Below are 24878 nucleotides of genomic sequence, written 5' to 3' on the forward strand. Positions count from 1 at the left end.
ATTTGGAGCTGCCGGTGAGGAGACCCGCGGCGCAAGGGAGGATCGATCGTGAAGACACTTCTAAAAGTAATCGGGCCGGTTTTGCTCGGTTCTACGCTGCTTTCAACGCCCATACTTGCCGAAACGCCGCCCAATATGCTGGTCGTGGGTTTCTCGATGAATAACATCCTCACGCTTGATCCTGCCGCCATTACCGGCAAAGAAACCGTACAGGTTCTCACAAACATATATGACAACTTGGTTGCCCTGAATGCCGTCAACCGATCCCAGGTCGATCCGCAGCTTGCGGAGAGCTGGACGATAAGTGACGACAATACTGCAATCACCTTCAAGCTGCGCAGCGGCGCGACATTTGCTTCCGGCAATCCGGTCACCTCGACCGATGTGGTCTGGTCCTTCAAGCGCCTGATGAAGCTGAACCTCGCCCAGGCATCGTTCCTCAAGACGCACGGCTTCTCCGCGGCAAATGCGGACGCAAGCTTCACCGCCCCCGACGACCAGACCGTGGTTGTCAAACTGCCGAAAAAGGTCGATCCGCAGATTATCGTCCAGACGCTCGGCATCGTCGGCCCCGGTTCCATCCTCGACAGCAAGGCCGTCATGCAACACGACAAGGGCGGGGACATGGGTGCCGCATGGCTCACCAACAACTCAGCCGGCTCCGGCCCCTTTACCCTCGGCCAGTGGCAGTCAAACGAGCGCGTCACACTCGAACAAAACCCGAAATATTGGGGCGAGAAGCCCGGGATGCGGCGCATCATGATGCGGCATCTCGCTGAATCGCAAAGCCAGCGGTTGATGCTCGAAAAGGGTGATATCGACATTGCCTATTCCATGTCGGCCGCAGACCTCAAGGCACTCGAGGCCAACAAGGATGTGAAGATCCAGACCAACGGCGGCAGCGGTTTCTATTACCTTGCCGTGTCGATGAAGGACGAGAAGTTCCAGAAGCCCAAGGTTCGCGAGGCTCTTCGCTATCTGATCGATTACCAGGGGCTCAACGACAGCGTACTGCCTTATTTCGGCAGGCTCCGCGATCGCCCGATCCAGACAGGTTTGCTCGGCGCGCTTCCCAATGCCGGCTACAAGCTCGACGTCGCCAAGGCCAAGGCCCTGCTGGCGGAGGCAGGTTATCCGGACGGCTTCTCAACGACGCTGAGGGCGATCTCCGACGTCCCGTTCATGAGTGCGGCAACAGCGATCCAGGCGACCCTGGCTCAGGCCGGCATCAAAGCCGAGATCATCACCGGTGCCGGTGACCAGATCTATGGTGCAATGCGCGAACGCAAATATGAACTGATTGTCGGCCGTGGCGGCGGCGGCCAGCTTCCGCATCCCGACTCCAATCTGCGTGCAATAGTCTACAATCCGGATAATTCGGATCAGGCCAAGCTGACCAATTTCCAGGGCTGGCGAACGTCGTTCTACGATGAAAAAATCAACAAGATGGTCGACGAGGCTCTCATCGAGGGCAACAAGGACAAACAGCTCAAGAACTACCAGGACATCCAGAGCTATTACGCGGAGATGGTACCGGCAATCCAGCCATTCTCCGAGGTCGTCGACAGCGTTGGCTTCCGCGCCGACATCAAGGGACTGGAGCTGAACCCGTCCTGGTCGACCCAGCTCCGGACGGTCAAGAAAGAGCGGTAATCGCAGATGCCGCAGCGCTGCCGGCGCTGCGGCTTTTCACAATACGATATCGAGGTGCCTCATGGGAAACGAGCGTCTATCCGCTTTCACGCGGCAGGCCGGCACGATATTGGCGACTCTTGTGGGCCTGCTGATCCTGACTTTCTGCATCGGTCGGCTGATGCCGGTCGATCCGGTTCGCGCCATTGTTGGTGAGGAGGCCGATCAGGCGACCTATGAGATGGTCGCCGAGCGGATCGGCGCCAACCTGCCGCTCTACCAGCAGTTCGTCCGCTACATGAACGATCTCCTGCACGGCGATTTCGGCATCTCGATCCGTACGGGACAGCCGGTGATCAACGACATCCTGCATGTCATGCCGGCAACGATCGAACTTGCCACATTTGCCATTCTCTTCGGTGCCGGCTTCGGCATCCCGCTCGGTATCCTGGCAGCGGTGCGTCGTAACCAACCGGTTGATCACGTGATCCGCTTCGTCACCCTCATTGGCCATTCCATGCCGATCTTTTGGACCGGGATGATCGGGTTGATCGTCTTTTATGCGGTACTCGATCTGGTCGGCGGCGGCGGCCGTATTTCGGACTATTACATCGGCCTCGTGCCGGAGACGACCGGCTTCCTGCTGATCGATGCAATACTTGCGGGCGACTGGGAAGTCTTCTGGGATGCGGTCAACCATCTGCTCCTGCCAGCAAGCATCCTCGGCTATTCATCCATGGCCTACATCACCCGCATGACCCGCAGCTTCATGCTCGACCAGCTGAACCAGGAATACATCACCACTGCCCGCGTCAAAGGTCTGTCGAAGGGGCGAACGATCTGGCATCATGCCTTCGCCAACATTCGCGTGCAGCTCGTCACCATCGTGGCGCTTGCTTACGGCAGCCTTCTTGAAGGCGCAGTGCTCATCGAGACCGTGTTCTCCTGGCCGGGCTTTGGTCAATACATCACAAACAACATGCTGATCGGCGACATGAACGCGGTGATGACCTGCGTGCTTCTCGTCGGCATCATCTTCATCGCGCTCAACCTGCTCTCCGACGCGCTCTACAAGATCTTCGATCCGAGGACGCGGTAAGATGACAGCTAGCTTTCTCTCCATGCAGGATGTCGCCATGCCAGGTTCCCGTTCAAACCGAAATTCGGCTTTTCATCGGCTGCTGGCGGTCATCCGTGAACTTCTCGGCAACCCGTCTTCCGGGTTCGGTTTCATCGTCATCAGCATCCTGCTCCTGACGGCGCTCGTCGCGCCGCTGATCGCTCCTTACGACCCGAACGTCATCAATCTCGGACAGACGCTGCAGCCGCCGAGCGCCGAACATTGGTTCGGCACCGATGAACTCGGCCGCGATATCCTGAGCCGTATCATCTACGGCACACGCATCAGCTTGACGATCATCACCATAGTGTCGGTGATCGTCGGGCCAGTCGGCCTCGTGGTCGGGACGACCGCCGGTTATTTCGGCGGCTGGTACGATACGATCATGATGCGTGTTACCGATATCTTCCTGTCCTTCCCGAGTCTCATCCTGTCGCTCGCCTTCGTCGCCGCCCTCGGGGCCGGGTTGGAAAATGCGATCATCGCGATCGGCCTCACCGCATGGCCGCCGATCGCCCGCCTGGCGCGGGCCGAAACGCTGACCTTTCGAGGCGCCGATTATATCTCCGCATCTCGCATGCAGGGAGCGTCCGCCCTTCGCATCATCGTCAAGTCGATCATGCCGATGTGTCTTCCTTCCGTGCTTGTCCGCATCACGCTGAGTATGGCCACAGTTATCCTGACCGCCGCCGGCCTCGGCTTTCTCGGTCTCGGTGCGCAACCGCCACTTCCCGAATGGGGCGCGATGATCGCCACCGGCAGACGCTACATGCTGGACAACTGGTGGCTGGTTGCCTTCCCGGGTGGTGCCATCCTGCTCGTCAGTCTCGCCTTCAACCTGCTCGGTGACGGCTTGCGTGACGCGCTCGACCCGAAACAGCGATAGGATCTGCCGCCATGGACAACGCCCAAGCTCTTTTGCGGATCGAAAATCTCCGTGTCAGCTATCGCAGCGGAAAAGCCTATAACACCGTCGTCAAGGGCGTATCCTTCGATCTCGGACGTGAGCGGCTTGGCATTGTGGGAGAATCGGGCTCCGGCAAGTCGACGATCGGCCGCGCGCTCCTGAAGCTCCTGCCGACCGCCAAAATCGAAGCCGACCGGATGGATTTCGGAGGTACCGATCTTCGTACCGCCAGCGAAAAGCAGATGCTTGCGATCCGCGGCCGGCGCATTTCGATGATCCTGCAGGACCCTAAATTTTCGCTCAATCCAGTCCACCGGGTCGGCGACCAGATCGCCGAAGCCTACCGGGTTCACAACAAGGCCTCTGCTCAGATTGCCAGGCAGAAGACGCTCGAAATGCTGGAAGCGGTGAAGATCCGTGATCCGGAACGCGTGTTCGGCCTTTACCCCCATGAGGTGTCCGGCGGCATGGGCCAGCGCATCATGATCGCCATGATGCTGATCCCAGAACCGCAGATCATCATCGCCGACGAACCGACATCCGCTCTCGACGTCACCGTGCGCATGCAGGTTCTCAACATCCTGAACGAACTTGTCACCAACAAGGGCATCGGGCTCATCATGATCAGCCACGATCTGAACCTGGTGCGCAATTTCTGCGATCGCGTGCTGGTCATGCGGTACGGGGAAGTCGTCGAGGAACGGCCTGCGCGCGACATGAAGAACTGCACGCATCCTTATACCCAAGGACTACTCGCCGCCCAACCGCATATCGGCGGGAGCCGCGGGCCGCTTCCGGTGCTGAATCGAGAGGCTGCCTCCCGCGACACGAAAGAGGTGCATGCATGACCGCCATCAGCGTTCGCAACCTCTCGATCGATCTCGGTTACGGTCTGGCGAAGAAGCGCATCCTGGGAGATGTGAGCTTTTCGGTAGAAGCCGGGGAATCCTTCGGTCTAGTAGGCGAATCCGGCTCCGGCAAGTCGACCATCCTGCGGTGCATCGCCCGTCTTCTGACGTCCTGGGAAGGCGATATCGAGCTCGAAGGGCGCTCGATCAAGGACATGCCTTTTGCCGAATATTGCCGCATGGTCCAGATGGTCTTTCAGGATCCCTACGGTTCGCTCCATCCGCGCCAATCGATCCGCACCGCGCTGCAGGAGCCATTGCGCATCCATCGAATGGACCGTCCGTTGCAACGCATGGAGCAGGCCTTGACCGATGTCGGGCTCAACTCCGACTTTCTGTCGCGTTATCCTCACGAGCTTTCCGGCGGCCAGCGGCAGCGCGTGGCGATTGCCCGTGCGCTCATTCTGGAACCGCGCATTCTGCTTCTGGACGAGCCGACCTCAGCGCTCGACGTCTCGGTACAGGCAGAAGTGCTGAACCTGCTCGCCAATCTGCGTGCCAAGCGCAATCTCACCTATCTTTTCGTCTCCCACGATCTTGCCGTCATCGATCACATGTGCGAGCGGCTGGCTGTTATGCAGCACGGTCGCGTCGTGGAAATCATGGGGCGTGACGTGCTGGCGACAGGTCAAGCCAAGGATCCCTATGCCCGCGAATTGATCCATGCGAGCCTCGAATACGACCACGCCGTCTAAAGTTCCACATCTGGCAGAGGGAGGTCTCTTGATGATAACTGAAGGCGAAAAATCAAGTCTGTTCCCCGCTCCCCGGAACAGGAGGGAGACACTCAGCTCACAGGTGGTGCGCACCATTGCCGAGCGGATCAAGCTCGACAGGTATCCACGCGGATCCAAGCTTCCCACGGAAAAGGAGCTGATCGAGGACCTGGGCGTCAGCCGGACGGTCATACGCGAAGCGATCGCCAATCTGAGAGCCAGCGGCCACGTGTCGATCCATCACGGGATCGGCGTTTTCGTTCGCCAGGATGCGGGCGTGGCGCCGTTTAGGCTGGGTGACGAAAGCCTGATGGTGGTCGAGAACGTGCTGAAAGGGCTCGAGCTGCGCATTGGTATCGAGTCCGAAGCGGCCGCCCTTGCAGCAGAAAGAAGAACGCCGGCCGATATCGAAGCGATGATCGCGGCCTGCGAAGCCATGGATCTCGCCGCGCGTGAAGTGCGCAGGGACACGCAGGATGATTTCCGGTTCCATTGTGCGGTAGCCGCCGCGAGCCAAAACGAACATTTCTACGGGATATTCAACTATCTCGGGGAGACCTTGATGCCCCGCATGCGGCTCCAGGCGCACCAGGTCAGCGACGCGACCTTTTCGGCACACCTCGCCCGCGTGAACCAGGAACACCGCGCCATTCTCAGTGCCATCGAAGCCGGCGATGCAGAAGGTGCTCGCGCGGCCATGCGCAAGCATCTAAGCGATAGCCGCGACCGACATATCGAGAGGGTGCGACACGCGCCATGATCGACAGCGAGAACATGTCCAGCCTTGCAATAAGGCTGCGTGACAACCTCTCGTTTCCCTGGAATTTCGATCCAAAAGAAGAGCATTTTCAGGATTGGAAGGACCGCACGAGAGAGCGAGTGCGGAAAGTTTTGGGTGTTGAACGGATCGTATCCGCCGGCGGTTCGGTCATCGCAGAATGGGTTGAAGACGGCTGCATTGGTCAGGAACTCGAACTTCGCTTCTCGAATGGCGAGGTGACCGCCGCCTATCTGTTGCGTCCGGATACGAATGCGCCGACGCCAGCTGCCCTGCTCTTACATGACCACGGCTCCTTCTTCTCGATCGGCAAGGAAAAGATGATCCGTCGCCCGGGAGAGGCTCCCGAGATTGATGCCGATATGAGGCACTGGGCCGTGAGGCTCTATGGCGGGCGCCATGTGGGCAACGAACTTGCCCGGCGCGGTTACAGCGTTCTCTGCGCCGATGCACTCGGCTGGGGAAGTCGGAAGGGCAACGGCTACGAGGCGCAACAGGCGCTCGCCGCCAACCTCATGCAGTTCGGCATCTCGCTTGCATCGGCCATTCTTCTCGAAGACCTGGAAGCGCTCGCCTGGCTTCGCGAGCTCCCGGGCGTTGACCCAAACCGCGTAGCAAGCTTCGGTTATTCCATGGGCGGCTCGCGCGCCTGGCAGCTGGCGGCCCTTTCGGATGACGTCAAAGCCTGCGTCGCGGGCGGCTGGATGGGAACCCTCGCGGGCCTCATGCAACCGGGCAACAATCAACTTCGCGGCCAGTCCGCTTTCTGTATGCTGCATCCGCCGATCGCCGGGAAGCTGGATTATCCGCATTTTGCAGGTTTAGCAGCGCCCAAGCCCGCCCTGATCTTCAGCGGCGCGCAGGACCGGCATTTCCCGGATTCGGCCGCCCTGGCCGCGCATCGGCAGATCCATAGCATCTGGAACGCGGCAGGCGCCGCGGAGCAGGTCGAAACACGGCTCTGGCAGGGAGCTCATTGCTTCCCGGTCGAACAGCAGGATCACGCGATCAACTGGCTTGACCACGCCATCTGATCATTATCAGCATGAAAGAAGCCCGGCATCCATCGAGAGCCGGGCTTTTTTGCGTGCGAGGAACCCGATCGGCTTCCGGCGCCTCTCTGACAATCAGCCGACGAGATTAGCGTTGATGAATTCGAAATTGATGTCTTCGCCCAGACCCGGCTTGTCCGAGATGTGGACGAAACCATTCTCGTCCATCGGGTCAACGAGCGCGTTCAGATATTCGAAGCCGTCGTCATACTCCAGGAACGGATGCAGCAAGCCGCGCTCGTACCACTTGGCATTCTTGGTGCACGCCGCAATGATCAGATTGGGAGCGCCATTTCCGTGGATCTCGCAATTCATGCCGAAGGATTCGGCAAGATGCATGCATTTCATGGCCGGGCTAATGCCGCCGACATCATGGACGCCGGTACGCAGGATGTCGCAGGCTTTGCTGGTGATCCATTCCGCGCGATTGAAATGTTTGCCGTGAGCGCTTTCAGGCCCCAGAACCGGGATGTCGAGGTTTTCCGCAAGCCACGCATAGGAGGCTGAACTCTGCTCATCCATCGGTTCTTCGATCCAGTCGAAGCCAAGCTTTTCCAGCCCCCTGCCGAGTTCAAGCGCTTCGGTGCGGGTATACCAGTGGAACGCGTCGATCATCAAATGGATATCCGGACCGACCGCTTCGCGCACGGCGGCGCACGCCTTCAGATCCATCTTGACATCAGGCGCCCAGGAAACGGGCGGCATCCAGGTATGCAGCTTGATACCCTTGTAGCCGCGCTTGACGAGCGTCTCGCCGAAGCGCCCGTAATCCTCCGGTGTCGCCAGACCGTTCTCAAGTTCGTCGCCGCACATGATCGAACCATAGGCGGGAATCTTGTCGCGATAGCTGCCGATCAATTTGTGGACCGGCATGTTGAGCTTGCGGCCGGCCAGATCCCAGAGCGCGCAATCGACGATCGCCAGCGTCCGGTCAGTAAGTTGGGCTGCGCTGCCCCGCTGCCAGTGAGCAAGATCCTGCCAAAGCCTTTCGCGCGCAAACGGATCCTCGCCGATCAGCACCTTTTTGACGAACTTATCGATCACATGCGGTCGCACGATTTCCGGCGGCGCGAAACAATAACCTTCCGCTCCATCGTCATCGACGATCGTCAGCAGCGCCATGTTGACCTTATGCGGCGGGCCGGGATGGGCGTGGCCGGCTGTGTCCTGATGACGGCGGGTGGTGTGGGAAAACACCCGCACATTGACCTCTGCAATCTTCAATCAGTTCTCCTGTCAATAAGCTGAAGGCGATCCCCGGCGTTCTGTTGGGGCCTGGAGACGCCTTGAAACGGTGAACCGGGTCCATATCGCTCAAGTTAGCACCTGTCGGTCGTCGAGGCGCAATCCGCCTCCCAACAGATTGAACCGCATTGATCCGGATCTGCCATCTTATAATATCTTACCAGTCAATGTTATATTATAAGATAGGAAGTGAGCGTCAATGAGTTTTTGGGCATCTTGGCACGGCGGACCGTTTTACCCGTCGATTTAGACGCCAGCTGGAGAGGCAGGGCACCTTCTCTGAAGTTTTCAATCAGGAAGTTGATGCAAACGTTCGTCATGGGGTGGTTTTGGATACCACAGCTGCCGAGGATAGGGCAGGCAGTTGGCTGCTCAGGCAGCGGCCGCTCATCGTTGAAAACCGCGCCTCCGGATCTCACACGATCCCGCCCCAGGGCAAAGGGCCGATGGCCGAAACGAGAGCGCCGTCTCTATCGCCCATGCGCTCCGGCATGGCTCTCGCGGCTCCATGATAGTATAAGTAACTATTGTCATAATATGACAATCAAAGCCACAAAATAAGCCGGCGCCCTGGACATTGCAAACATAACGAGGGTGGCAGCATACAGAAAGAGCGCCGGGAATTCCCGGCGCTCGGTATCAATCTCTTCGCGGTTATTGAGGACGAACTGCGCCGTCGTAGTAGTCACCATTGTCGATCATTGGAGATGCCGGGTTATCAAGACCCCGGGCGCCCTTCATCGGCGGATAGCCGTAGCGGGTGACGGAAGGGATGCCCAGTGAATCCGTCGTGACCGTCAGGTAGTCGTGGTGGCGAGAGACACCCTCATAATATTCGCCTTCTTGTGCAAAGGTACCGCTTGCAACGGTCGAGGCGAACAGAGTGGCGAGGATGGTGGAGATGACAGAGTTTTTCATGGTAGTCGTTTCCTTTTTAGCCTGATCGGCCCCTGGTGCGACCCAGCCGATCGATGTCTTGAATGAACTGTACGGATGCTTGACTTTCGAGTTTAGTTCCGTTCGTCGCCCGCAAACCGGTTGTCACGATGAGTTGGGGCACGAACCTGTGCCACGTCCCGCGTGACGTCTGCCTTTGCCTCGACTTTGACGACACCGGCCTCAGTGGCGAACGAGACCTCGTCACCAGAAGTCAGCCGGTGGCCGTCATAGGCTAGGACATGGCCGGCAACCGAAGCCATGCAGGCCGCAGCGACGAGGAATGCAATCTTCTCTATGGGCACGGTCATTTTTCACTCCATTGTTTGGCGAAGCCCGCTTACCGCGGACGTCGTGTTTGGTTTTGAGTCAGGCGAAGACAGCAGTCGCTGTCATCAATTTCCCGAATGACTGGAGGATCTCTCTCGGCCCCGTTGAACGGTCTGGCCGAAGCTCTCTAGGAGCTCTTCATCCTTCGGAGACGAAAGCAGGCGTGAGGAGCCCCCTCACCGGCATCAAGCGTTTGTGGCGCATATTATGCCCCCGCCGATGGATCGGTTGCCACCCGGGACGACCCTAAAGCCAGCCAGCCGGACTGTGTTCTCTCACCGTCTTTCGTGAGGGGAATTTCTCCCGAACCCGTCATCGGGCCGCCAGCACACCGTTAAACTTCCGTAAAAAATTAGGGCAGTAAGAAAAAACGCTGGAGAGAATCTGATCGAGTATAACTTTGCGCGTCGATTGGACCCGCAAAGCCATTCTTGCAACCGATGACAATCCAAGGGAATATTGCTGCCTGAATTGCTGTTCCGCGACATCGACAATATTAAAGTCTAAACGTAAATAGTAGTCATCTTTTTTGGCGATACTCAAATCGCTCAGCAGAGTTTTCACCACGCCTGAGGGTTCATCCACTCGACAAGTCGGTTTCGTTCTCTTTCCCACCTTGACCCAGCTCGATCTCACAGGACCTTGGGAAGTATTCACAAGGCTTCCGGATACACATTGCCATTTGCTCAGCAATGATCTCACTCCGGTTCGAAGCGCCAGCGGCCTTAGCATCGTCCCGACGCTACCCTATGCGGAATGTGGACAGCTTGACATTGTGATTGTGCCAGGTGGTCCCGGGCACTTGGACGCAATGACCGATGAGCGCCTTCTTACGTTCCTGCGTGACCAGGAACCTGGCTGCCAACTGGTCATTGCGATCTGCACGGGCAGCTTGGTGCTTGCGGCAGCAGGCCTGTTGCGCGGCTATGAATGCACCACACATTGGACGGCGCTGCATCGCCTTTCCGCTTACGGCGCCAAACCCGTTAGTCGCCGGGTCGTGTTCGACAGGAGGCGTGTAACCGGTGGCGGGGTCACAGCGGGCATCGACCTTGGACTTGTCGTCGCCGCTAAACTCTGCGGAGAAGACGTGGCTCGGAAAATCCAACTGCAAATGGAATACGCACCGGAGCCGCCGTTTGCAGGCTCTCCCGAGACGGCTGATGTTGCAACCGTCGCGGCTCTGCAGGATATACCCCCGGCTATTGCAAAGCGGATCAGGGAGATCGATGCGGCCGCCCTAGCGAGACTTGCGACGATATGAGGGGAAACCAAAATTTGCCCATTCGCGTAGGACCTGCGTCGCTGAGCTCATGGATCCAGTCGCGGCAATACTCTCGTCGCAAAGCCTGACTTCTGCGACCGAACTTTCAGGAGGAGCTGGGGGAGGCCCGCTGCGTGAAGTCCGGGTTCTATGAATATGAGCTTTGTAGGATAGTCGCCCTTGTCGACTCCCTCCGGAAGCTGCGTTGAAGCACAGCCGAGCGGCGGGCGGCAACGTGACGGTTGGACGCGACCCCTTCGAACGCCACCCCGACTTCTGCGCGGTCGTGTTCCGTCACGCTTTCGGCGACGATCGGTTCCCCGGTGCTTGCCACCAATAGATAAGGGTGTCGATGATGCGCCAGCTTGCTGATCAGCCGGCGGCGTTTTGCCATCGCCTCCGCCAGCTCCTGCATCTTCGGAACCACGTGCAGGACATCCCGCGCCAGCCGAGCTGCGGCACTGTCTTCGAAATGGAACCGGGACAGGCGCTTTATCTTTCCGACGCGCAGTCCTGCTTCTTCGTGAACGGACACGATGTCGTTCACTCCGGTGGGCATCCACCCCAGGCCGAACATTTCTTTCTCTTCCTCGCGAAGAGAAAGAGGTACGTCGGGGTCGTAGACATAGTGGCAATCCATCAAGAGACCGCCGGGTCTTAGGCAGCTCGCCACCGTTCGGTAGAGATCCAGCGGCCGGTCGAAAAAAACAACACTTCCCCCGCATATGACGACATCCGCCTCCGATACGACACTTTGAAGCGCGGCAGTATCGGCGCATGAAAAGATGGCCGTCGACGCTTCCAGCCGTGCCGCCTCGCGCGCGACCTCGATTATCGCCGGATTCGGGTCCACACCGATCACTTCGGCTTGCGGAAAAGCCCGTGCGACCCTGCGGCTGATCCAGCCGGTATTGCAGCCGAAGTCGATGATCTTGCGTGATCCGCTGGGAAGCACTGCAAGAATCGCATCCATCATTGCTTCCCCGCCGGGCGGTACGTTCTTCTGTTTCAGAGCTGCGACGATCGAGAAATAGTAGTCCTGGGAAGAGAGGGTCTTCATGGGTGACACACCTTGCAATCAGGGCTCTTGGGAACGGGATGGAGCGAAGCACGGCCTATGGAGGGATTGAAGAGCCAGCGGTGGCCGCGCAATGAACTGCGGTGGGTAAGGCGTTCGATGGCGATCTGTGAAACCGCAAAACAAGCGATCAGGGCATTATCGGCCGGCGCCCGTCGACCTACGACACCCGTGTCGTCCGATGCTTCCAATGTCGAACAACAGAAAGGGCAGGCATCATCCGGCTGCGCCACCAGTGGTCCAGCGACACAAAGAGAACCGAGCTGGCCGATATGCAGATAAGGGGGAGGCACAGGTGCCGTCGCGTGATATTCCGCAAAAAACTGGGGGGCTAGAGAAACGTTGTCCTCAGCGAGTATCAGAAATGGTTTACGCGTACGGGCCAGAATGAGCCGGGCAGCCTCCGCCCCATCGGCAAACTGGGTCATGATCGCGACGGTGGCAGAAAAGCGGGAGGCAAGATAAGTTGCCAATCTATCGCTCTTCAATTGACCGATATCCTCTGCAGTAGCCCAGGTCAGTCGTTTCACGTTGCTCTCTTCGATATGGTCGCCATCCACCAGGAAGAAGTTGCGAGCCCCGAGCGCGGCAAGCTGGGAGGCGATCTGGGAGCCGAGGTTTCCGCATCCGACGATGACGAAATCCGTGTCGTGAACGGCATCGAAGAGATCGGCATGATAATCAAAGGCTTTCATCACCATTCACCTTGCTTGGTCCAGTCGGAGACTGCTGACAATTCACAGGAGCCACGTTTGTCCATCACGCATCCTCCATCGTCGAACTCGGTGTCCCGGCCAGCGGGACGTCTCGGATGTCACGCTCATCGGGAGGCTGACCGGAGGCTTTTCGGATCATATGCAGTCGACCGTCGTACCAGAGACTGAGACCGCTGCCGGTGCTCTGCAGCATTGGGCGCCCCATTCTCGGATCGATGGGTTGCTCGCCCCGCAGAAGCACCTGCCCAAGGTCCCAGGCCTGGCGATCCACGACACACAGTCGCTGCGCATAATAGGCCTGGCGCCGAGCCGCTGGCTCGCATTCCAAGAGCCGGTCGACAAGCGCCAGGATTCCGGCACCCCAGGATGGAATGGCGGCGATGTCCCGGAGGTCGAGAAGAACATCGCCGCCCAGACGCTCGATCCCCTCACGGGCGATATCGATGAGCGGAATTAGACGGGCAGCATACGCAATAACAAAGGCAGCTTCCCGTGCACGGTGCTCAGGCGGTGCTCTGAAAGGCAAACATGCGATGCGAACGGCGCACTCCCAGGGAACGGCGTAGGCCATGTGCAAGATGCTTTCGAGCGTCTGTAAACTATGCGTGTATGGAGACACGTACCGGAACTCGGCGGGCAGCGATGGCGCCCCCGCGGCCGTGTATAGCCGCAGCAGGACATGCCCCGCTTCTCGCAGAAGTTCCGCGGCAGTCGCCGGATAATCTTCGGCGTCCAATCTTTCCTGCGACAGAACTACGACCGCACTCCCCGGCAGATCCTCGGAGCTGGAGAGGCAGCTGGTCGCACCGCGCCGAATGCCGATATGAAGTGTATGGACGCCTGCGGTCAGCCGGCGATGGCCGCCGGGATCGACGGTCGCCATCAAAGCGATCGCCTTCTCCAGATGATCGGAGACCCGGTCCAAGTCGCGGTCGCTCATCCTGGTATATTCAAGATCGGGATCGACCGGCAGACAATGAGCGATACGTTTGCGCATCGTTCGGCTCGCTGCCAGGCTGTCGGCCAGAACAAGACCGATGCCGCAGGTAAGTCGCCGAACCGGATGGCGTTCGATCGCAAGATCCTGGGCCACCAGATCAGGTTGCAGATTGTAATCCACCACCTCAGAACTGGCACCATCGACGTACTTTTCCAGCCCCCGCTGAAGCTCATCCATCCACGCAGTCAGAGCGGGAGACCGGTAAGGGTCGCTTCGCACGGGCAGGAACGCTGAAACAGGCAGGAACGTGTCGGCATCACGATATCCACCCTCCGCAAGGCCCGGAAAATAACTGGCCAATGCTTCGACCCTTTCGCCGCAACCCGGCAGTTCCGACGCGGCTGCAAGAATTCGCGCATAGCGAGGTAGCCGCTTCAGCATGTGGCCGGTTGCAGCTGCGTTCACGGAACCGGACTTTGAAAACAGCGGATTGCGCTGAAGCAAAGCTCTGGCCTGATCCGCCAATTGCTCGATCTGATAAGCAGACATCTTAACTCTCCTCACCTCTCCGAGCTTTCGAACCTCATCATGAGGCGTGCCGCTTCAGAGAAGAACGGTTCTTGCCAGGACCGACCGCACCGGCGACCATCCCCTTTTGAAACCACGATTTCGACTTGTCTTGCGTTGAGAGGAGCTTCTTGCGGACCCGTCATCGGCACGCCAGCACCGCGTTAAACTTCCGTTAAAAGGTAGCTTCGGCAACAAAAAAGCCCCCCTTTTTTGGGGGGGCCTCGATTTTGGCGGCTTCGGCGAGAACTGGCGTTACGGCGTCAACACCGCCGCAACAGCCGCAGCTACATCCGGTAGGCCAAACCCAAAGAAATAGCTCATCTCGAGAGCATCTTCGCCGTCGGCATTCATGCAGTCGGCGGTCAATGCGCGTATTCCCGGTGTCACCGCCGCATCCAGCCGTGCCGTGGCCTGAAGAATTGACTTGACTGCAGGGCCAGAGAGTCGTGCGTCGCCGTTAATCTGGCTCTTATGGGCCCGTTGGATCAAAGCGCAGATACCGCCCACCTCCGCAGAGGCTCCGGAAGTGCCCCCGAACGTGGTGTAGTAACCTCCACCGATGCCGGGGTTGGCGCCGAACGGCACAACGGAAGACCACGGATCGGCACCCCGGTTGTAACCGAATGAGCCGGGAAGATCGGTCGTCAGCAACGAGAAGTGAGAATACTGATATTCCCGCAGTTCGAATGCCTGATGATCATGTTGCGCCGCGAAAGGGGACAGGCGGTCTATGCGCAGCTGATGACGGTTGAAAACTTCACCGTCGTCAGACGGCGCGACAACCGTAAGGCCCTCTCCGTAATTGCTGTATCCTGAGCGGTAACCCTCGACGGTGACCGCTCCGACAGCGATGATCCCGTTATCATCGGCAGCCAGATTGGCCGGATAGATCAACTGACTTTCACCGCTGTTTCCCGCCGCACAAACGATTGGAATATGCTGACTGATGGCAATGATGAGCTGCTTGAGGATATGCCACGCTCTATCAGGGTTTGATCCCCTTTGCGGAGCTTTGGGCTCCAGCTCGACGCCTCCCTGCTCCGCGAACGAAATACGGGCAAACAGATCGGCGGCAATCTGATTTTTCCAGCGTTCGAGATCGGCTTTCAACTCGTTCTTTGGAATGACCCGGCTGCGTTTCGGATCGGGCAATCCACGGGGCAAGACGATTACATCGACACCCTGATGATAGGCGTAGAGAAATGCAGCGATGAATTGCTGGACATCGTCCTCGAAAGAGGTCCTGATCGATATCAGACGCGAGAAGGGATCGACACCGAAATAGGGAAGAACGTTGCGATTGGCGCTCGGGCATGGCGTACTGCCATCACCATAAAATGCGCTCTCCGGGAGCTCCGGCGGCTCTCCATTTTCCGCGGCTACGGCCGGCTCGCCGACGATCAGGCCGGCGCAGCAGGTGCCGTGCGGAGCGAAAAGCGACTCCGGGTGGAACAGCCGGCGGATGACGCCCTCCGAAGCCGCATATTCCGCGACGATATCTTCGAGATATTCCCGATCATCGTTGGACAGGCCTAGAGTTCCCAAAGGCGTGATATCAAGCCCGGCGAAGAAAGCCTGCTTTTCCTCAAGATCGAAGGACGTGGTGGCATCGAGGATGTCGGCGACACGCGAGCCGTAACGATGGCTCGTCAGGTCGATCGACGCTTCGCGGTCAAGCCGCGTCGCCAAATTCGGATGATCCGGCGCTACCCCTACATCGATCAACGCGACCCGCGCTGGATGAAGGGGACCGGCAGCCGCAATCGTATCCCAGACGCTTCCTCCGATCTCCGGGTCGGGGACGGGGCACGCGGCGGTCTCGTCCTCGGACGGCGGTACGATTGGCGGTGAGCCATAGTCGGCATCGATGACGCCCAGAGCCGTCAGATGCCAGAGATAGTAATAGTTCATCGGTGCGGCTTGCGGCGCTTCCATGTCGACAGACGTCATGAGCTTCGTTCTCCCAGAGAATTAAATTGGCCTCAAACCCACTCGTCATGGACCGCCTGGAAAAGCGGACCGAACGCGTCATGGAGGTAGGGCGCGAAACGGCGAGCCAGATCCCGGCCGGCTTGCGTGTCGCTTGGATAATGCAGGCCTGCCCATTCGCGATTTTCAGCGACGTTCTGCGCGAGACGGGCAAGTTCGTCCGTTGCAGGATGTTCGGGCAGTATCGTCGAGAAGGCGAATGCAATCGAAAAGCATTGGAAGGCATGGTTGCTGGGATAGGACTCGTGAACCGGCACGGGCAGGAGCGGCCGCAACAGGGGTTCGAACTGGTTGGGTCGAAGCCTGTTGAACTGGCTCTTGTAGAGGAGCCCGACATATTCGCAGGCGGTCAAGATCGCCTGAAACAGCCCCTCGGTCTGTTCGAAGCCACCGATATCCTCGATATACAAAGCGCGCGTGAATTCCGAGACCGAAGTGGTCGCCTCAGCCTGGATGTCTGGCAAGCGCCTCGCCCGCTCGCGATCGCGCCGCTGCATGGAAAGCAGTACTGCTGCTTCCAATCGGGTGTAGTCCGGGCCGGGTGGCGGCGAGATGTCGAGCATTTCCCAAGTGAAGCGCTGCGCCGCCGTGAACGCGTTGCGCGATGGCTGCTGGTGCAACCGGCGCAATTCGAATGCCGGAATGAGTTGCGATACGCCGAGACTTGCGCCGTCCATCGTCGACTTGTTTTTGTTTTTGTTCTTATTTTTGTTTTTATTCTTGTTCTTGTTCAGGGTGGCCTTGTTGAGTACCGACTTGTTCGCAACGCTACTGAGGACCGAGGCAGCTGCCATCGTCGCCATCATCAACGGGGGCTCATCTATAGGGTTATCGTCCTCAGCTGAAAATGCCGAAGCAGGAGGAACAGGGGACGATGGCTGCTCCACCGTCTCAGGAAGTGCCTCGACAGGTCTCGGCTCGCAAGGGAGAACCGTGTCTGGTTCAACTTTAAATTTATAACAATTCAAAAATTCCACAATCTTTGATTGTGGATCGAAAGCTACTCCCCCTACCATGCCCCAGCCTCCTGAAATGAGATCGTCGTGAACGTGTTGTCTTAGCGAATTCTGGCACCGGCCTTGATCAGGCCGTCGAGCAGCAGCTTTCCGCCGCCTGTGTCGAGCAACGGATAGCCAGTGCCGCGAAACGACGTTATGGAAAACCCGTTTTCAACCTTATCAAGCCGCTCCACATATCGACGGGCTACCTCCAAATTGCCCGCGTGAGCGTGGCTGGAGGCTAGATAGCGCAACAGGCTATTGAAGTTCGGCCGGGAATGCAGCGCATCCTCGCCGGCCGCTATCGCTGCCATATGGTCACCCGCCAGCCCGGCGCTGATGGATTTCGTCGTGTCGAAGTAATATTTATGAGGGCTGTAGACGCCGAGTTCCTGAACCCACCGCGCCATTGCGCTCGCCTTTTCCGGCTGCCCGGCATAGCAGTGCAGCATGGCATAGAGGTCCCACCCCATCGGCAAGGCCGGGTTCAGGCGGATCGACTTCTCGAACAGACCGGCCGCATAATCGTATTCCCGGAACAGGAACGAATGCACATGTCCGACCAGCGCCAGGGAAACGGAATTGTTCGGATCGAGTTCAAGAGCCTTTCGCGCATAGGCCTGAGCCTCTTCGATCAGATGCGCATCCAACGCACTGAAGCGCTGCCCGACCTGGAAGGTGCGGATGAAGGACAGCCAGGCAAAAGCGGACGCTCGCGGCTGGTATTGAATCTGCTCCTGCAGCCGTGTTTCCGCTTTTTCAAGATCGCCTCTCGAAAGGCGGAAGATCGCGTTGACCGCATCGATGAAGAGACCATCTCTGGTCATGCGACTGTCGCTGGCGCTGATCTCCTGAAACAGTGACAGCTGGTCGACCGCCTGGCTGATCAGTGCCGCCGCGATCCCGTATTCGGCCCGTTCCATCTGGGTGCGTCCGATCATACGGCTGCCGAGCCATATGATCCGATTATCAAGCAGGTGCTTGATCGCCAGCTCCACGAATACCATGCTGCCATCGAACGTCAGCCGCAGTTGAAGGCATAGCGGAAGGCCCATCTTTCGATCCGGTTGACCCAGGTGCGGATCGAAGGACAGATCGGTAATGCCAAGACCCAATCCGTCGAAGATCGCCTTGGCGAGCAGGTTCTGGAACTGCAACGCCGCGATCTGCCCGCCGTCTCCCGCGCCGATGACAATGGGTGGCTGGAGAGCGACGGTCCACTGAAAATTGTCCGGCGAAGGCGGTATATCCGGGTCATTGTTTGCCGCAGCCGAGGGAATATTTGGCGTCCGCTGGTCGGGCAAGCCTGTCAAAGGCAGCAGCGCTGATTGCGTGCTGACGTCGCGGCGAGGTTGCTGCCGTGGTTCGAAGACATCATCGACGCGCCCTTCCTCGATGCGCCGATACCAGTTCTGTCTTTCGACGGTCAGCCAATCTTCGAATTCGGGATCACGGATATCCATGCCTTCGAGCAGTTCGTCCGTGATCTGATCCGCCAGGCGCTCGCTGCGAAGCATCTCGTCGGTGTCGAGCGCGATGCGGTCCATGTCCAGCCACACGGTGTTCTTGTCCGCGATGATGAGATCGCGAGACGAACCTAGGGCTTTATGAATATCCAGAAGGGCCTGTCTCAGGCTTGCAGCCGCCTGATCTTCCGACCGGTCGCTCCACAATTTGTCTCTCAACCAGACCCGCGAACGAGATCCACGCGCAGACAACGCAAGCATTGCCAGAATTGCCTGGGCTTTCTGCGATCTGGGTGTGGCAGATCTCCCTTTCCCGTCGACGAGACTGAAAGGGCCGAGCAGGTACATCCGGAACCCTGCATGTTTTTCATCCATGCGATCCATCGGTCCAACTCGTGTTGTGCCCCTCTCGATGATCTCATCGAACCTGGGCTGCCCGTCCGAGAGACAGTCTGACACAAAAGCCGCCCTTGACAAGAGAGCTACGGGCGTAGCTGTGATTCGGCAGTGCATGCCAGCGTTGTGGCCATCGACGAATTGAAGCATGAGAAGCATCCCTGGAAACCGCAATCCTCCCGTAGCGCGCTGCTGTCAAAGCAGCGTCAAAACAGCGTAAAAACGGAATCGACGGGCTGCATCGACGCGGCGTGCAGCATCTTCACCCAAGGCTTCGGCTTGTGGATCAACCAAGCTGATCCGGGAGGGCGGCTCTGCTCATTAGTCTAAACAGGAGCCGACGCGTTGCGCAGTCGGCGATCGAGTTCATCTTGTCGCCATGCTGGCGACAAGATCGCTGAACCTTTCGCCCTGGATGCCGACATGAGCCCTCAGCAGGCTGCGGGCCTGCTCGACGTCTCCGGCAAAGATTGCAGCGACAATTGCGCTATGCTCTGCAAACGAAGTCGACAGACGATTGCGTACCCGCAGCTGAAGCCGCCGGTAAGGGCGCAGTCGGCGGTGCAACTGCGCGCATTGCTCCTCGAGGAATTCGCTGCGGCTTGCCGCGTAGATCGCCTTGTGAAACGCCTCGTTGTCGTAATAGTAGCCATCGCTGTCGCCGGCTCCGGCCGAAATCTCGCAGCGCTTGTGCGCAGCCGTGATCGCGTCGCGAGACTCCTCGTTCAGACGGCGCGCCGCCAGCGAGCCGGCCAAGCCCTCCAGCTCGGCCATCACCTCAAACATTTCGTAGATTCGATGAGGCCCGGGATCGATGACGACAGCGCCGCGTCGCGGGCGGATATCCACCAAGCCAATGGCATTGAGCTGCATCAGTGCCTCGCGCACTGGGGTCCGCGAGACGCCAAACCGGGTAGCAAGCATGGTTTCGTCCAACCGTGCCCCGGGGCCGAACTCGTTGGAAAGGATAGCATTTTCGATTTCGTCTCGTAGCCACCGCCCAACACTTTCGGACATTCACTCCGCCTCCATAATGCAAAAAATGCGATCTTGTATGCAAGATTATTGACATTGTGCACGCTATGCCTCAGTTTAGATACCACATTATCGACAAGACTGAAATTGGAATGCTGACGAATGGACGGATGTCCATTGCAAACGGAGGAGCGCAGGCATGTCCGGGACCTCTTTTTTCAGTGATATGCTGCAGGGCATTACCGACCGCGGCCGCAAACTGCTGTTTTCCGGATCGCGCGCCCCAGCCACCGTCGCCGAGGCCGATCTTGAAACTCTCTGTGAAATGCTGCTGTCGACCCGTGGCGAAGCGTCGGGCATGGCCATCGCCGCGGAGATTTTGGAGCGCTGGAGCCGCTTTGATGGCACGGAAGCCCAAAAATTCTTGCAGATGCTTTCCGACAAGTTCGGCGCTGATACGGCTCAGTTGGACAAAGCCATAGACAGATACCGCAGCGACAAGAGCCCCTCGGCGGTCTTTGCGATCCACAATGCGGCCGAGCCGCGGCGGCAGGAGCTTCTGCGCCGTCTGAACCTGGCGCCAAACGGCACGGAAAAACTTGTCCGGATGCGCGAACAGCTCCTTCGTCTCAAAGACCGGCGGGAGGACTTGCGCGCAATCGACACGGATTTCGCCCATCTGTTCGGGTCCTGGTTCAATCGTGGCTTCCTTACACTCAATCCGATCGACTGGTCGACGCCGGCACACATCTTGGAGAAGATCATCAAATACGAGGCAGTGCACGAGATCGGCAGTTGGGAAGAACTGCGCCGCCGCCTGGCGCCGGCCGATCGGCGCTGCTTTGCCTTCTTCCATCCTCGGTTGGTGGATGAGCCGCTCGTCTTCGTTGAAGTAGCGCTTACCCGGTCCGTGCCGAGCACGATCGGCGACGTGCTGGACGAAGGCCGGGAGCACATCCCTGCCAATCAAGCGACGACGGCGGTCTTCTACTCGATCTCCAACTGTCAGGACGGTCTTCGCGGAATATCCTTCGGCAATTTTCTCATCAAGCAGGTCGTCGAAGACCTGCGCAGAGACCTGCCGGGCCTCAAGAATTTCGTCACGCTGTCCCCCGTTCCCGGTCTTGCCTCGTGGTTATCCAAAGCACGCGGCGCGCAAGCCGATCCTTTGTTGACGGAGGAGGATCGCACGGTGCTGGCGCTGCTGGACGACCCGGCCTGGGCAAATGATGCTGGCAAGGCAAATGAAATCGAGCGCGTCTTGCTTCCGCTCGCTGCGCACTATTTTCTCGTCGAACGCACGCCGGAGGGCCGTCCGGTCGATCCTGTCGCCCGCTTCCACCTGGGCAACGGAGCTCGCCTTGAAAGGCTGAACTTCCTGGGCGACCGCTCGGCGAAGGCGATGCACCAGGCGCATGGGTTGATGGTTAACTACCTCTACAAGCTCGAGGATATCGAGGCCAACCACGAGGCTCTGGCGCAGCGCGGCGAAGTGACCGCGTCGCCGGCTGTCAGGAATCTGCTCAGCCGGGACCGGGAATATCGCCGCGGCGCAGTGAACGAGCAAGCTTCGCGACCGTTCGCGCAGGGCGTGAACGCCAAGATCGGAGGAGGACGCACATGAGCAACCACCTATTTGACGCCATTCGAACAGCCGCCCGCGGCGAGTCGCCGTTCATTCGGACCACAGGTGGTAGGACTTGGACCTATAACGACGCACTTGCCCTTTCGGCGCGCATTGCCAGTGCGATCGACACACTTGGCATCCGTCCGGGAGACCGGGTCGCCGTTCAGGTGGACAAGAGCGCCGAAGCGCTGATCCTCTACCTGGCTTGCGTGCGTAGCGGTGCGATCTATCTGCCGCTGAACACAGCCTATACGCTCGCGGAACTCGACTATTTCTTCGGCGACGCCGAACCCAGACTGGTTGTCGTTTCTTCGGTCATGCGGGACGGCGTCGAGAAGATCGCCAAGCCTCACGGGGCGATCGTCGAAACGCTCAACGCAGACGGCACCGGCTCTCTTCTCGATCTTGCAAAAGAGGAACGCGACGACTTCGTCGATGCCTCGCGCTCGGCCGATGATCTCGCGGCGATCCTCTATACCTCGGGAACGACAGGGCGTTCCAAGGGAGCGATGCTGACGCACGACAATCTGCTCTCGAATGCCCTCACCTTGCGCGACTACTGGAGGGTTACCGCTGACGATCGGCTGATCCATGCCTTACCCATCTTCCATACGCATGGACTGTTCGTCGCTACCAATGTCACACTGCTCGCCGGCGCCTCAATGTTCCTGCTGTCGAAATTCGACCCGGACGAAATCCTCTCGCTGATGCCGAAAGCAACGATGATGATGGGCGTGCCGACATTTTATGTGCGACTCCTGCACAACCCGGGCCTCGATCGAGATGCCGTCGCGAACATACGGCTCTTCATTTCCGGCTCGGCTCCGCTGCTCGCCGAAACGCATATCGAGTTCAAGAGCCGGACCGGTCACGCGATCCTTGAGCGCTACGGCATGACTGAAACCAACATGAACACCTCCAATCCCTATGAGGGAGAGCGGATCGCCGGAACCGTGGGCTTTCCCCTTCCCGGCGTGACGGTACGCGTCACCGATCCCGCGACCGGCACCGAGCTTGCCGCGGAAGAAACCGGCATGATCGAGATCAAGGGCCCAAACGTCTTCAAGGGGTATTGGCGGATGCCGGAGAAAACCGCAGCGGAATTCACGTCCGACGGTTTCTTCATCAGCGGCGATCTCGGCAAGATCGACGGCCAAGGCTATGTCCACATCGTCGGCCGCAGCAAGGACCTGGTGATCTCCGGCGGATACAACATCTATCCCAAGGAGGTCGAAGGTGAGATCGACCAGCTTGAAGGTGTCGCCGAGAGCGCAGTGATCGGTGTCCCGCACCCTGATTTCGGCGAAGGCGTTACCGCCATCGTGGTCTGCAAGCCCGATGCGGCGCTCGATGAAAAGGCGATCCTTGGCGCACTGCAAGACCGCCTCGCGCGCTACAAGCAGCCGAAACGTATCATCTTCGCCGATGACCTGCCGCGCAACACGATGGGCAAAGTCCAGAAGAACGTCCTGAGGCAGAAATACGCGGATCTTTACGCAACAACCTGACCCAGTCCGTACGCTCTCCGGGAGGGAGGCGCACGGTTTTTTACGATCTTGAATAGCACGCTAGCTACCGACGCTGGAGGCGTCGGAGGGAGGGGAACCATGAGCATCGAAATCCTATCAATATTGCTCCTTATCGCCATGTTTGTCATCGCGACGATCCAGCCGATCAACATGGGAGCGCTGGCTTTTGCCTGCACATTCGTGCTCGGCTCCCTGATCATCGGCATGAAAACCAGTGACATTTTCGCCGGCTTTCCGAGCGACCTCTTCCTGACACTGGTCGCCGTCACCTATCTCTTCGCCATCGCGCAGATCAACGGAACGATCGACTGGCTCGTCGAATGTGCCGTGCGGCTGGTGCGGGGCCACGTCGCCTGGATCCCCTGGGTGATGTTCGTCGTCGCCGCCATCATCACCGGTTTTGGTGCGCTCGGGCCTGCGGCGGTGGCTATTCTCGCTCCGGTGGCGCTGAGCTTTGCCGTGCAATATCGCATTCACCCGGTGATGATGGGGCTGATGGTCATCCATGGCGCCCAGGCCGGGGGTTTTTCGCCGATCAGTGTTTATGGCGGCATCACCAACCAGATCGTGGCCAAAGCCGGCCTGCCCTTTGCTCCCACATCGCTGTTCCTTTCCAGCTTCTTTTTCAACCTGGCGATCGCGGTGCTGGTTTTCTTCGTCTTCGGCGGCGCGCGGATCATGAAACAGGCACCCGCCCCCACAGGCCCACTGCCCGACTTGCATCCCGAGGGGGTGTCGGCCTCCATCAGGGGTCATGGCGGCACGCCAGCAAAGCCGATCAGAGAACACGCCTACGGGACGGAAGGCGACGCCCTTCAAGCATTGCGCCTGACGCCAGAAAAGATCTTCACCTTGATCGGCCTGACGGCGCTTGGTATCGGCGCCCTGGTCTTCAAGTTCAATGTCGGCCTGGTCGCAATCACCGTCGCCGTCGCGCTCGCCCTCATCTCGCCGAAGACCCAGAAGGCGGCGGTCGACAAGGTAAGCTGGTCGACCGTGCTTCTGATCGCCGGCATCATCACATATGTCGGCGTCCTGGAAAAAGCCGGGACCGTCAACTATGTCGCCAACGGCATATCAAGTCTCGGCATGCCGCTTCTGGTCGCGCTGCTGCTCTGCTTCACCGGTGCCATCGTTTCCGCCTTCGCCTCGTCGACGGCACTGCTGGGCGCCATCATCCCACTTGCTGTTCCGTTCCTCCTGCAGGGCCACATCAGCGCTGTTGGGGTGGTCGCGGCGATCGCGATCTCGACGACGATCGTCGATACCAGTCCGTTTTCCACCAACGGCGCCCTTGTCGTCGCCAACGCACCGGACGAACAGCGTGAGCAGGTATTGCGGCAGCTGCTGATCTACAGCGCACTGATCGCGATCATCGGACCGGTGATTGCATGGCTGGTCTTCGTCGTGCCTGGTCTCGTCTGACGAAAGGGCGGTCGCCCACACGCCACCTTCCTTCTCAAGACGACGCCTTGCCCGCTGCTTTTTTCGATCGGCTCCCCGGATCTCGCCTCGATGGGGCGAGACAGGGCCTCACATGGGGCCTGCGATACCCTGTTGCTCGCGCCGGGGGGCCTGGTGTCTAGAAGGTAATTTGGACTTTCATTGACTGAGTTCTGTCTGCTGCGAGGTTGAAGGCTGTGACGGCGTCCTGGAGGGGGAAGGTTGCGGTGAGCAGCGGTTTGAGGTCGACGCGGCGGGTGTTG

The 24878-nt window shown here is 59.0% G+C and carries 22 protein-coding genes and 1 pseudogene; 11 read left to right on the top strand and 12 right to left on the bottom strand.

Translation table 11 applies throughout. The features are described 5' to 3' along the window. The first annotated feature begins 156 nt into the window (after positions 1–156). From C5L13_RS26960 to C5L13_RS26990, 7 genes are all read left to right on the top strand, one after another. A complete protein-coding gene (locus tag C5L13_RS26960; protein ID WP_105386379.1) occupies positions 157–1653 on the top strand; it encodes an ABC transporter substrate-binding protein in 1497 nt (498 codons plus the stop codon). A gap of 61 nt (positions 1654–1714) precedes the next feature. Next, positions 1715–2731: an ABC transporter permease gene (locus C5L13_RS26965; RefSeq protein WP_105386361.1), complete on the top strand. Its 1017-nt coding sequence runs from the start codon at positions 1715–1717 to the stop codon at positions 2729–2731. Between the two features lie 37 nt (positions 2732–2768). Continuing rightward, positions 2769–3638 (top strand): ABC transporter permease, encoded by an 870-nt coding sequence (locus C5L13_RS26970; RefSeq protein WP_105386380.1) that lies wholly within the window; start codon positions 2769–2771, stop codon positions 3636–3638. A gap of 11 nt (positions 3639–3649) precedes the next feature. Next, positions 3650–4507, top strand: a complete 858-nt coding sequence (locus C5L13_RS26975) for an ABC transporter ATP-binding protein (RefSeq protein WP_105386362.1) — start codon at positions 3650–3652, stop codon at positions 4505–4507. Beyond that, a complete protein-coding gene (locus C5L13_RS26980; protein WP_105386363.1) occupies positions 4504–5262 on the top strand; it encodes an ABC transporter ATP-binding protein in 759 nt (252 codons plus the stop codon). The genes C5L13_RS26975 and C5L13_RS26980 overlap by 4 nt, the downstream gene beginning before the upstream one ends. Positions 5263–5293: 31 nt before the next feature. Next, a complete protein-coding gene (locus tag C5L13_RS26985; protein ID WP_105386364.1) occupies positions 5294–6043 on the top strand; it encodes a FadR/GntR family transcriptional regulator in 750 nt (249 codons plus the stop codon). Then, on the top strand, positions 6040–7095 hold the full coding sequence (locus C5L13_RS26990; protein WP_105386365.1) for a dienelactone hydrolase family protein: 1056 nt from the start codon (positions 6040–6042) through the stop codon (positions 7093–7095). The genes C5L13_RS26985 and C5L13_RS26990 overlap by 4 nt, the downstream gene beginning before the upstream one ends. A gap of 93 nt (positions 7096–7188) precedes the next feature. Here the strand turns inward: C5L13_RS26990 and C5L13_RS26995 are convergent, their stop codons facing one another. The 4 genes from C5L13_RS26995 to C5L13_RS29095 form a co-directional block, all read right to left on the bottom strand. Next, positions 7189–8337 (bottom strand): mandelate racemase family protein, encoded by a 1149-nt coding sequence (locus tag C5L13_RS26995; protein ID WP_105386366.1) that lies wholly within the window; start codon positions 8335–8337, stop codon positions 7189–7191. A 675-nt stretch (positions 8338–9012) separates the two neighbouring features. Then, on the bottom strand, positions 9013–9276 hold the full coding sequence (locus C5L13_RS27000) for a hypothetical protein (protein ID WP_105386367.1): 264 nt from the start codon (positions 9274–9276) through the stop codon (positions 9013–9015). 92 nt (positions 9277–9368) lie between these two features. After that, positions 9369–9605, bottom strand: a complete 237-nt coding sequence (locus C5L13_RS27005; RefSeq protein WP_105386368.1) for a hypothetical protein — start codon at positions 9603–9605, stop codon at positions 9369–9371. Positions 9606–9936: 331 nt separating this feature from the next. Beyond that, complete coding sequence (locus tag C5L13_RS29095; protein ID WP_170117334.1) at positions 9937–10209, bottom strand: hypothetical protein; 273 nt, start codon at positions 10207–10209, stop codon at positions 9937–9939. Here C5L13_RS29095 and C5L13_RS27010 point away from each other — a divergent pair. Next, entirely contained in the window at positions 10154–10888 is a 735-nt protein-coding gene (locus C5L13_RS27010; protein ID WP_280952658.1) for a DJ-1/PfpI family protein, read from the top strand. The two genes, C5L13_RS29095 and C5L13_RS27010, sit on opposite strands and share 56 nt — an antisense overlap. 148 nt (positions 10889–11036) lie before the next feature. Here the strand turns inward: C5L13_RS27010 and C5L13_RS27015 are convergent, their stop codons facing one another. The 7 genes from C5L13_RS27015 to C5L13_RS27045 form a co-directional block, all read right to left on the bottom strand. After that, a complete protein-coding gene (locus C5L13_RS27015; protein WP_105386369.1) occupies positions 11037–11948 on the bottom strand; it encodes a class I SAM-dependent methyltransferase in 912 nt (303 codons plus the stop codon). Further along, a complete protein-coding gene (locus C5L13_RS27020; protein WP_158693541.1) occupies positions 11945–12661 on the bottom strand; it encodes a ThiF family adenylyltransferase in 717 nt (238 codons plus the stop codon). Before C5L13_RS27020 ends, C5L13_RS27015 begins: the two co-directional genes overlap by 4 nt. A gap of 64 nt (positions 12662–12725) precedes the next feature. Further along, complete coding sequence (locus tag C5L13_RS27025; RefSeq protein WP_105386371.1) at positions 12726–14171, bottom strand: hypothetical protein; 1446 nt, start codon at positions 14169–14171, stop codon at positions 12726–12728. A gap of 273 nt (positions 14172–14444) precedes the next feature. Continuing rightward, positions 14445–16142 carry a S8 family serine peptidase gene (locus C5L13_RS27030; RefSeq protein WP_205836892.1) on the bottom strand — a complete coding sequence of 566 codons (1698 nt, stop codon included), beginning with the start codon at positions 16140–16142 and terminating at the stop codon, positions 14445–14447. Between the two features lie 32 nt (positions 16143–16174). Continuing rightward, complete coding sequence (locus tag C5L13_RS27035) at positions 16175–17197, bottom strand: phosphatase PAP2 family protein (RefSeq protein WP_105386372.1); 1023 nt, start codon at positions 17195–17197, stop codon at positions 16175–16177. Positions 17198–17238: 41 nt separating this feature from the next. After that, positions 17239–19029 (bottom strand): SARP family transcriptional regulator, encoded by a 1791-nt coding sequence (locus C5L13_RS27040; RefSeq protein ID WP_407070481.1) that lies wholly within the window; start codon positions 19027–19029, stop codon positions 17239–17241. Positions 19030–19407: 378 nt separating this feature from the next. Further along, the gene (locus C5L13_RS27045) at positions 19408–20058 is read right to left on the bottom strand and encodes a GntR family transcriptional regulator (protein ID WP_105386373.1); all 651 of its coding nucleotides are present in this window, start codon (positions 20056–20058) and stop codon (positions 19408–19410) included. A 157-nt stretch (positions 20059–20215) separates the two neighbouring features. On the opposite strand from C5L13_RS27045, the gene C5L13_RS27050 reads away from it, so the two are divergent. From C5L13_RS27050 to C5L13_RS27060, 3 genes are all read left to right on the top strand, one after another. Then, positions 20216–21640: a malonyl-CoA decarboxylase gene (locus C5L13_RS27050; RefSeq protein ID WP_105386374.1), complete on the top strand. Its 1425-nt coding sequence runs from the start codon at positions 20216–20218 to the stop codon at positions 21638–21640. Further along, complete coding sequence (locus C5L13_RS27055) at positions 21637–23151, top strand: malonate--CoA ligase (RefSeq protein WP_105386375.1); 1515 nt, start codon at positions 21637–21639, stop codon at positions 23149–23151. Before C5L13_RS27050 ends, C5L13_RS27055 begins: the two co-directional genes overlap by 4 nt. Before the next feature lie 99 nt (positions 23152–23250). Continuing rightward, positions 23251–24597 carry an SLC13 family permease gene (locus C5L13_RS27060; RefSeq protein ID WP_105386376.1) on the top strand — a complete coding sequence of 449 codons (1347 nt, stop codon included), beginning with the start codon at positions 23251–23253 and terminating at the stop codon, positions 24595–24597. Between the two features lie 157 nt (positions 24598–24754). Here the strand turns inward: C5L13_RS27060 and C5L13_RS29415 are convergent. After that, positions 24755–24878 (bottom strand): annotated as a pseudogene (locus tag C5L13_RS29415) (L-idonate 5-dehydrogenase); the annotation flags it as partial.

Source organism: Neorhizobium alkalisoli, assembly GCF_002968635.1.
In the GTDB taxonomy this organism is placed as follows: Bacteria; Pseudomonadota; Alphaproteobacteria; order Rhizobiales; family Rhizobiaceae; genus Neorhizobium; species Neorhizobium alkalisoli.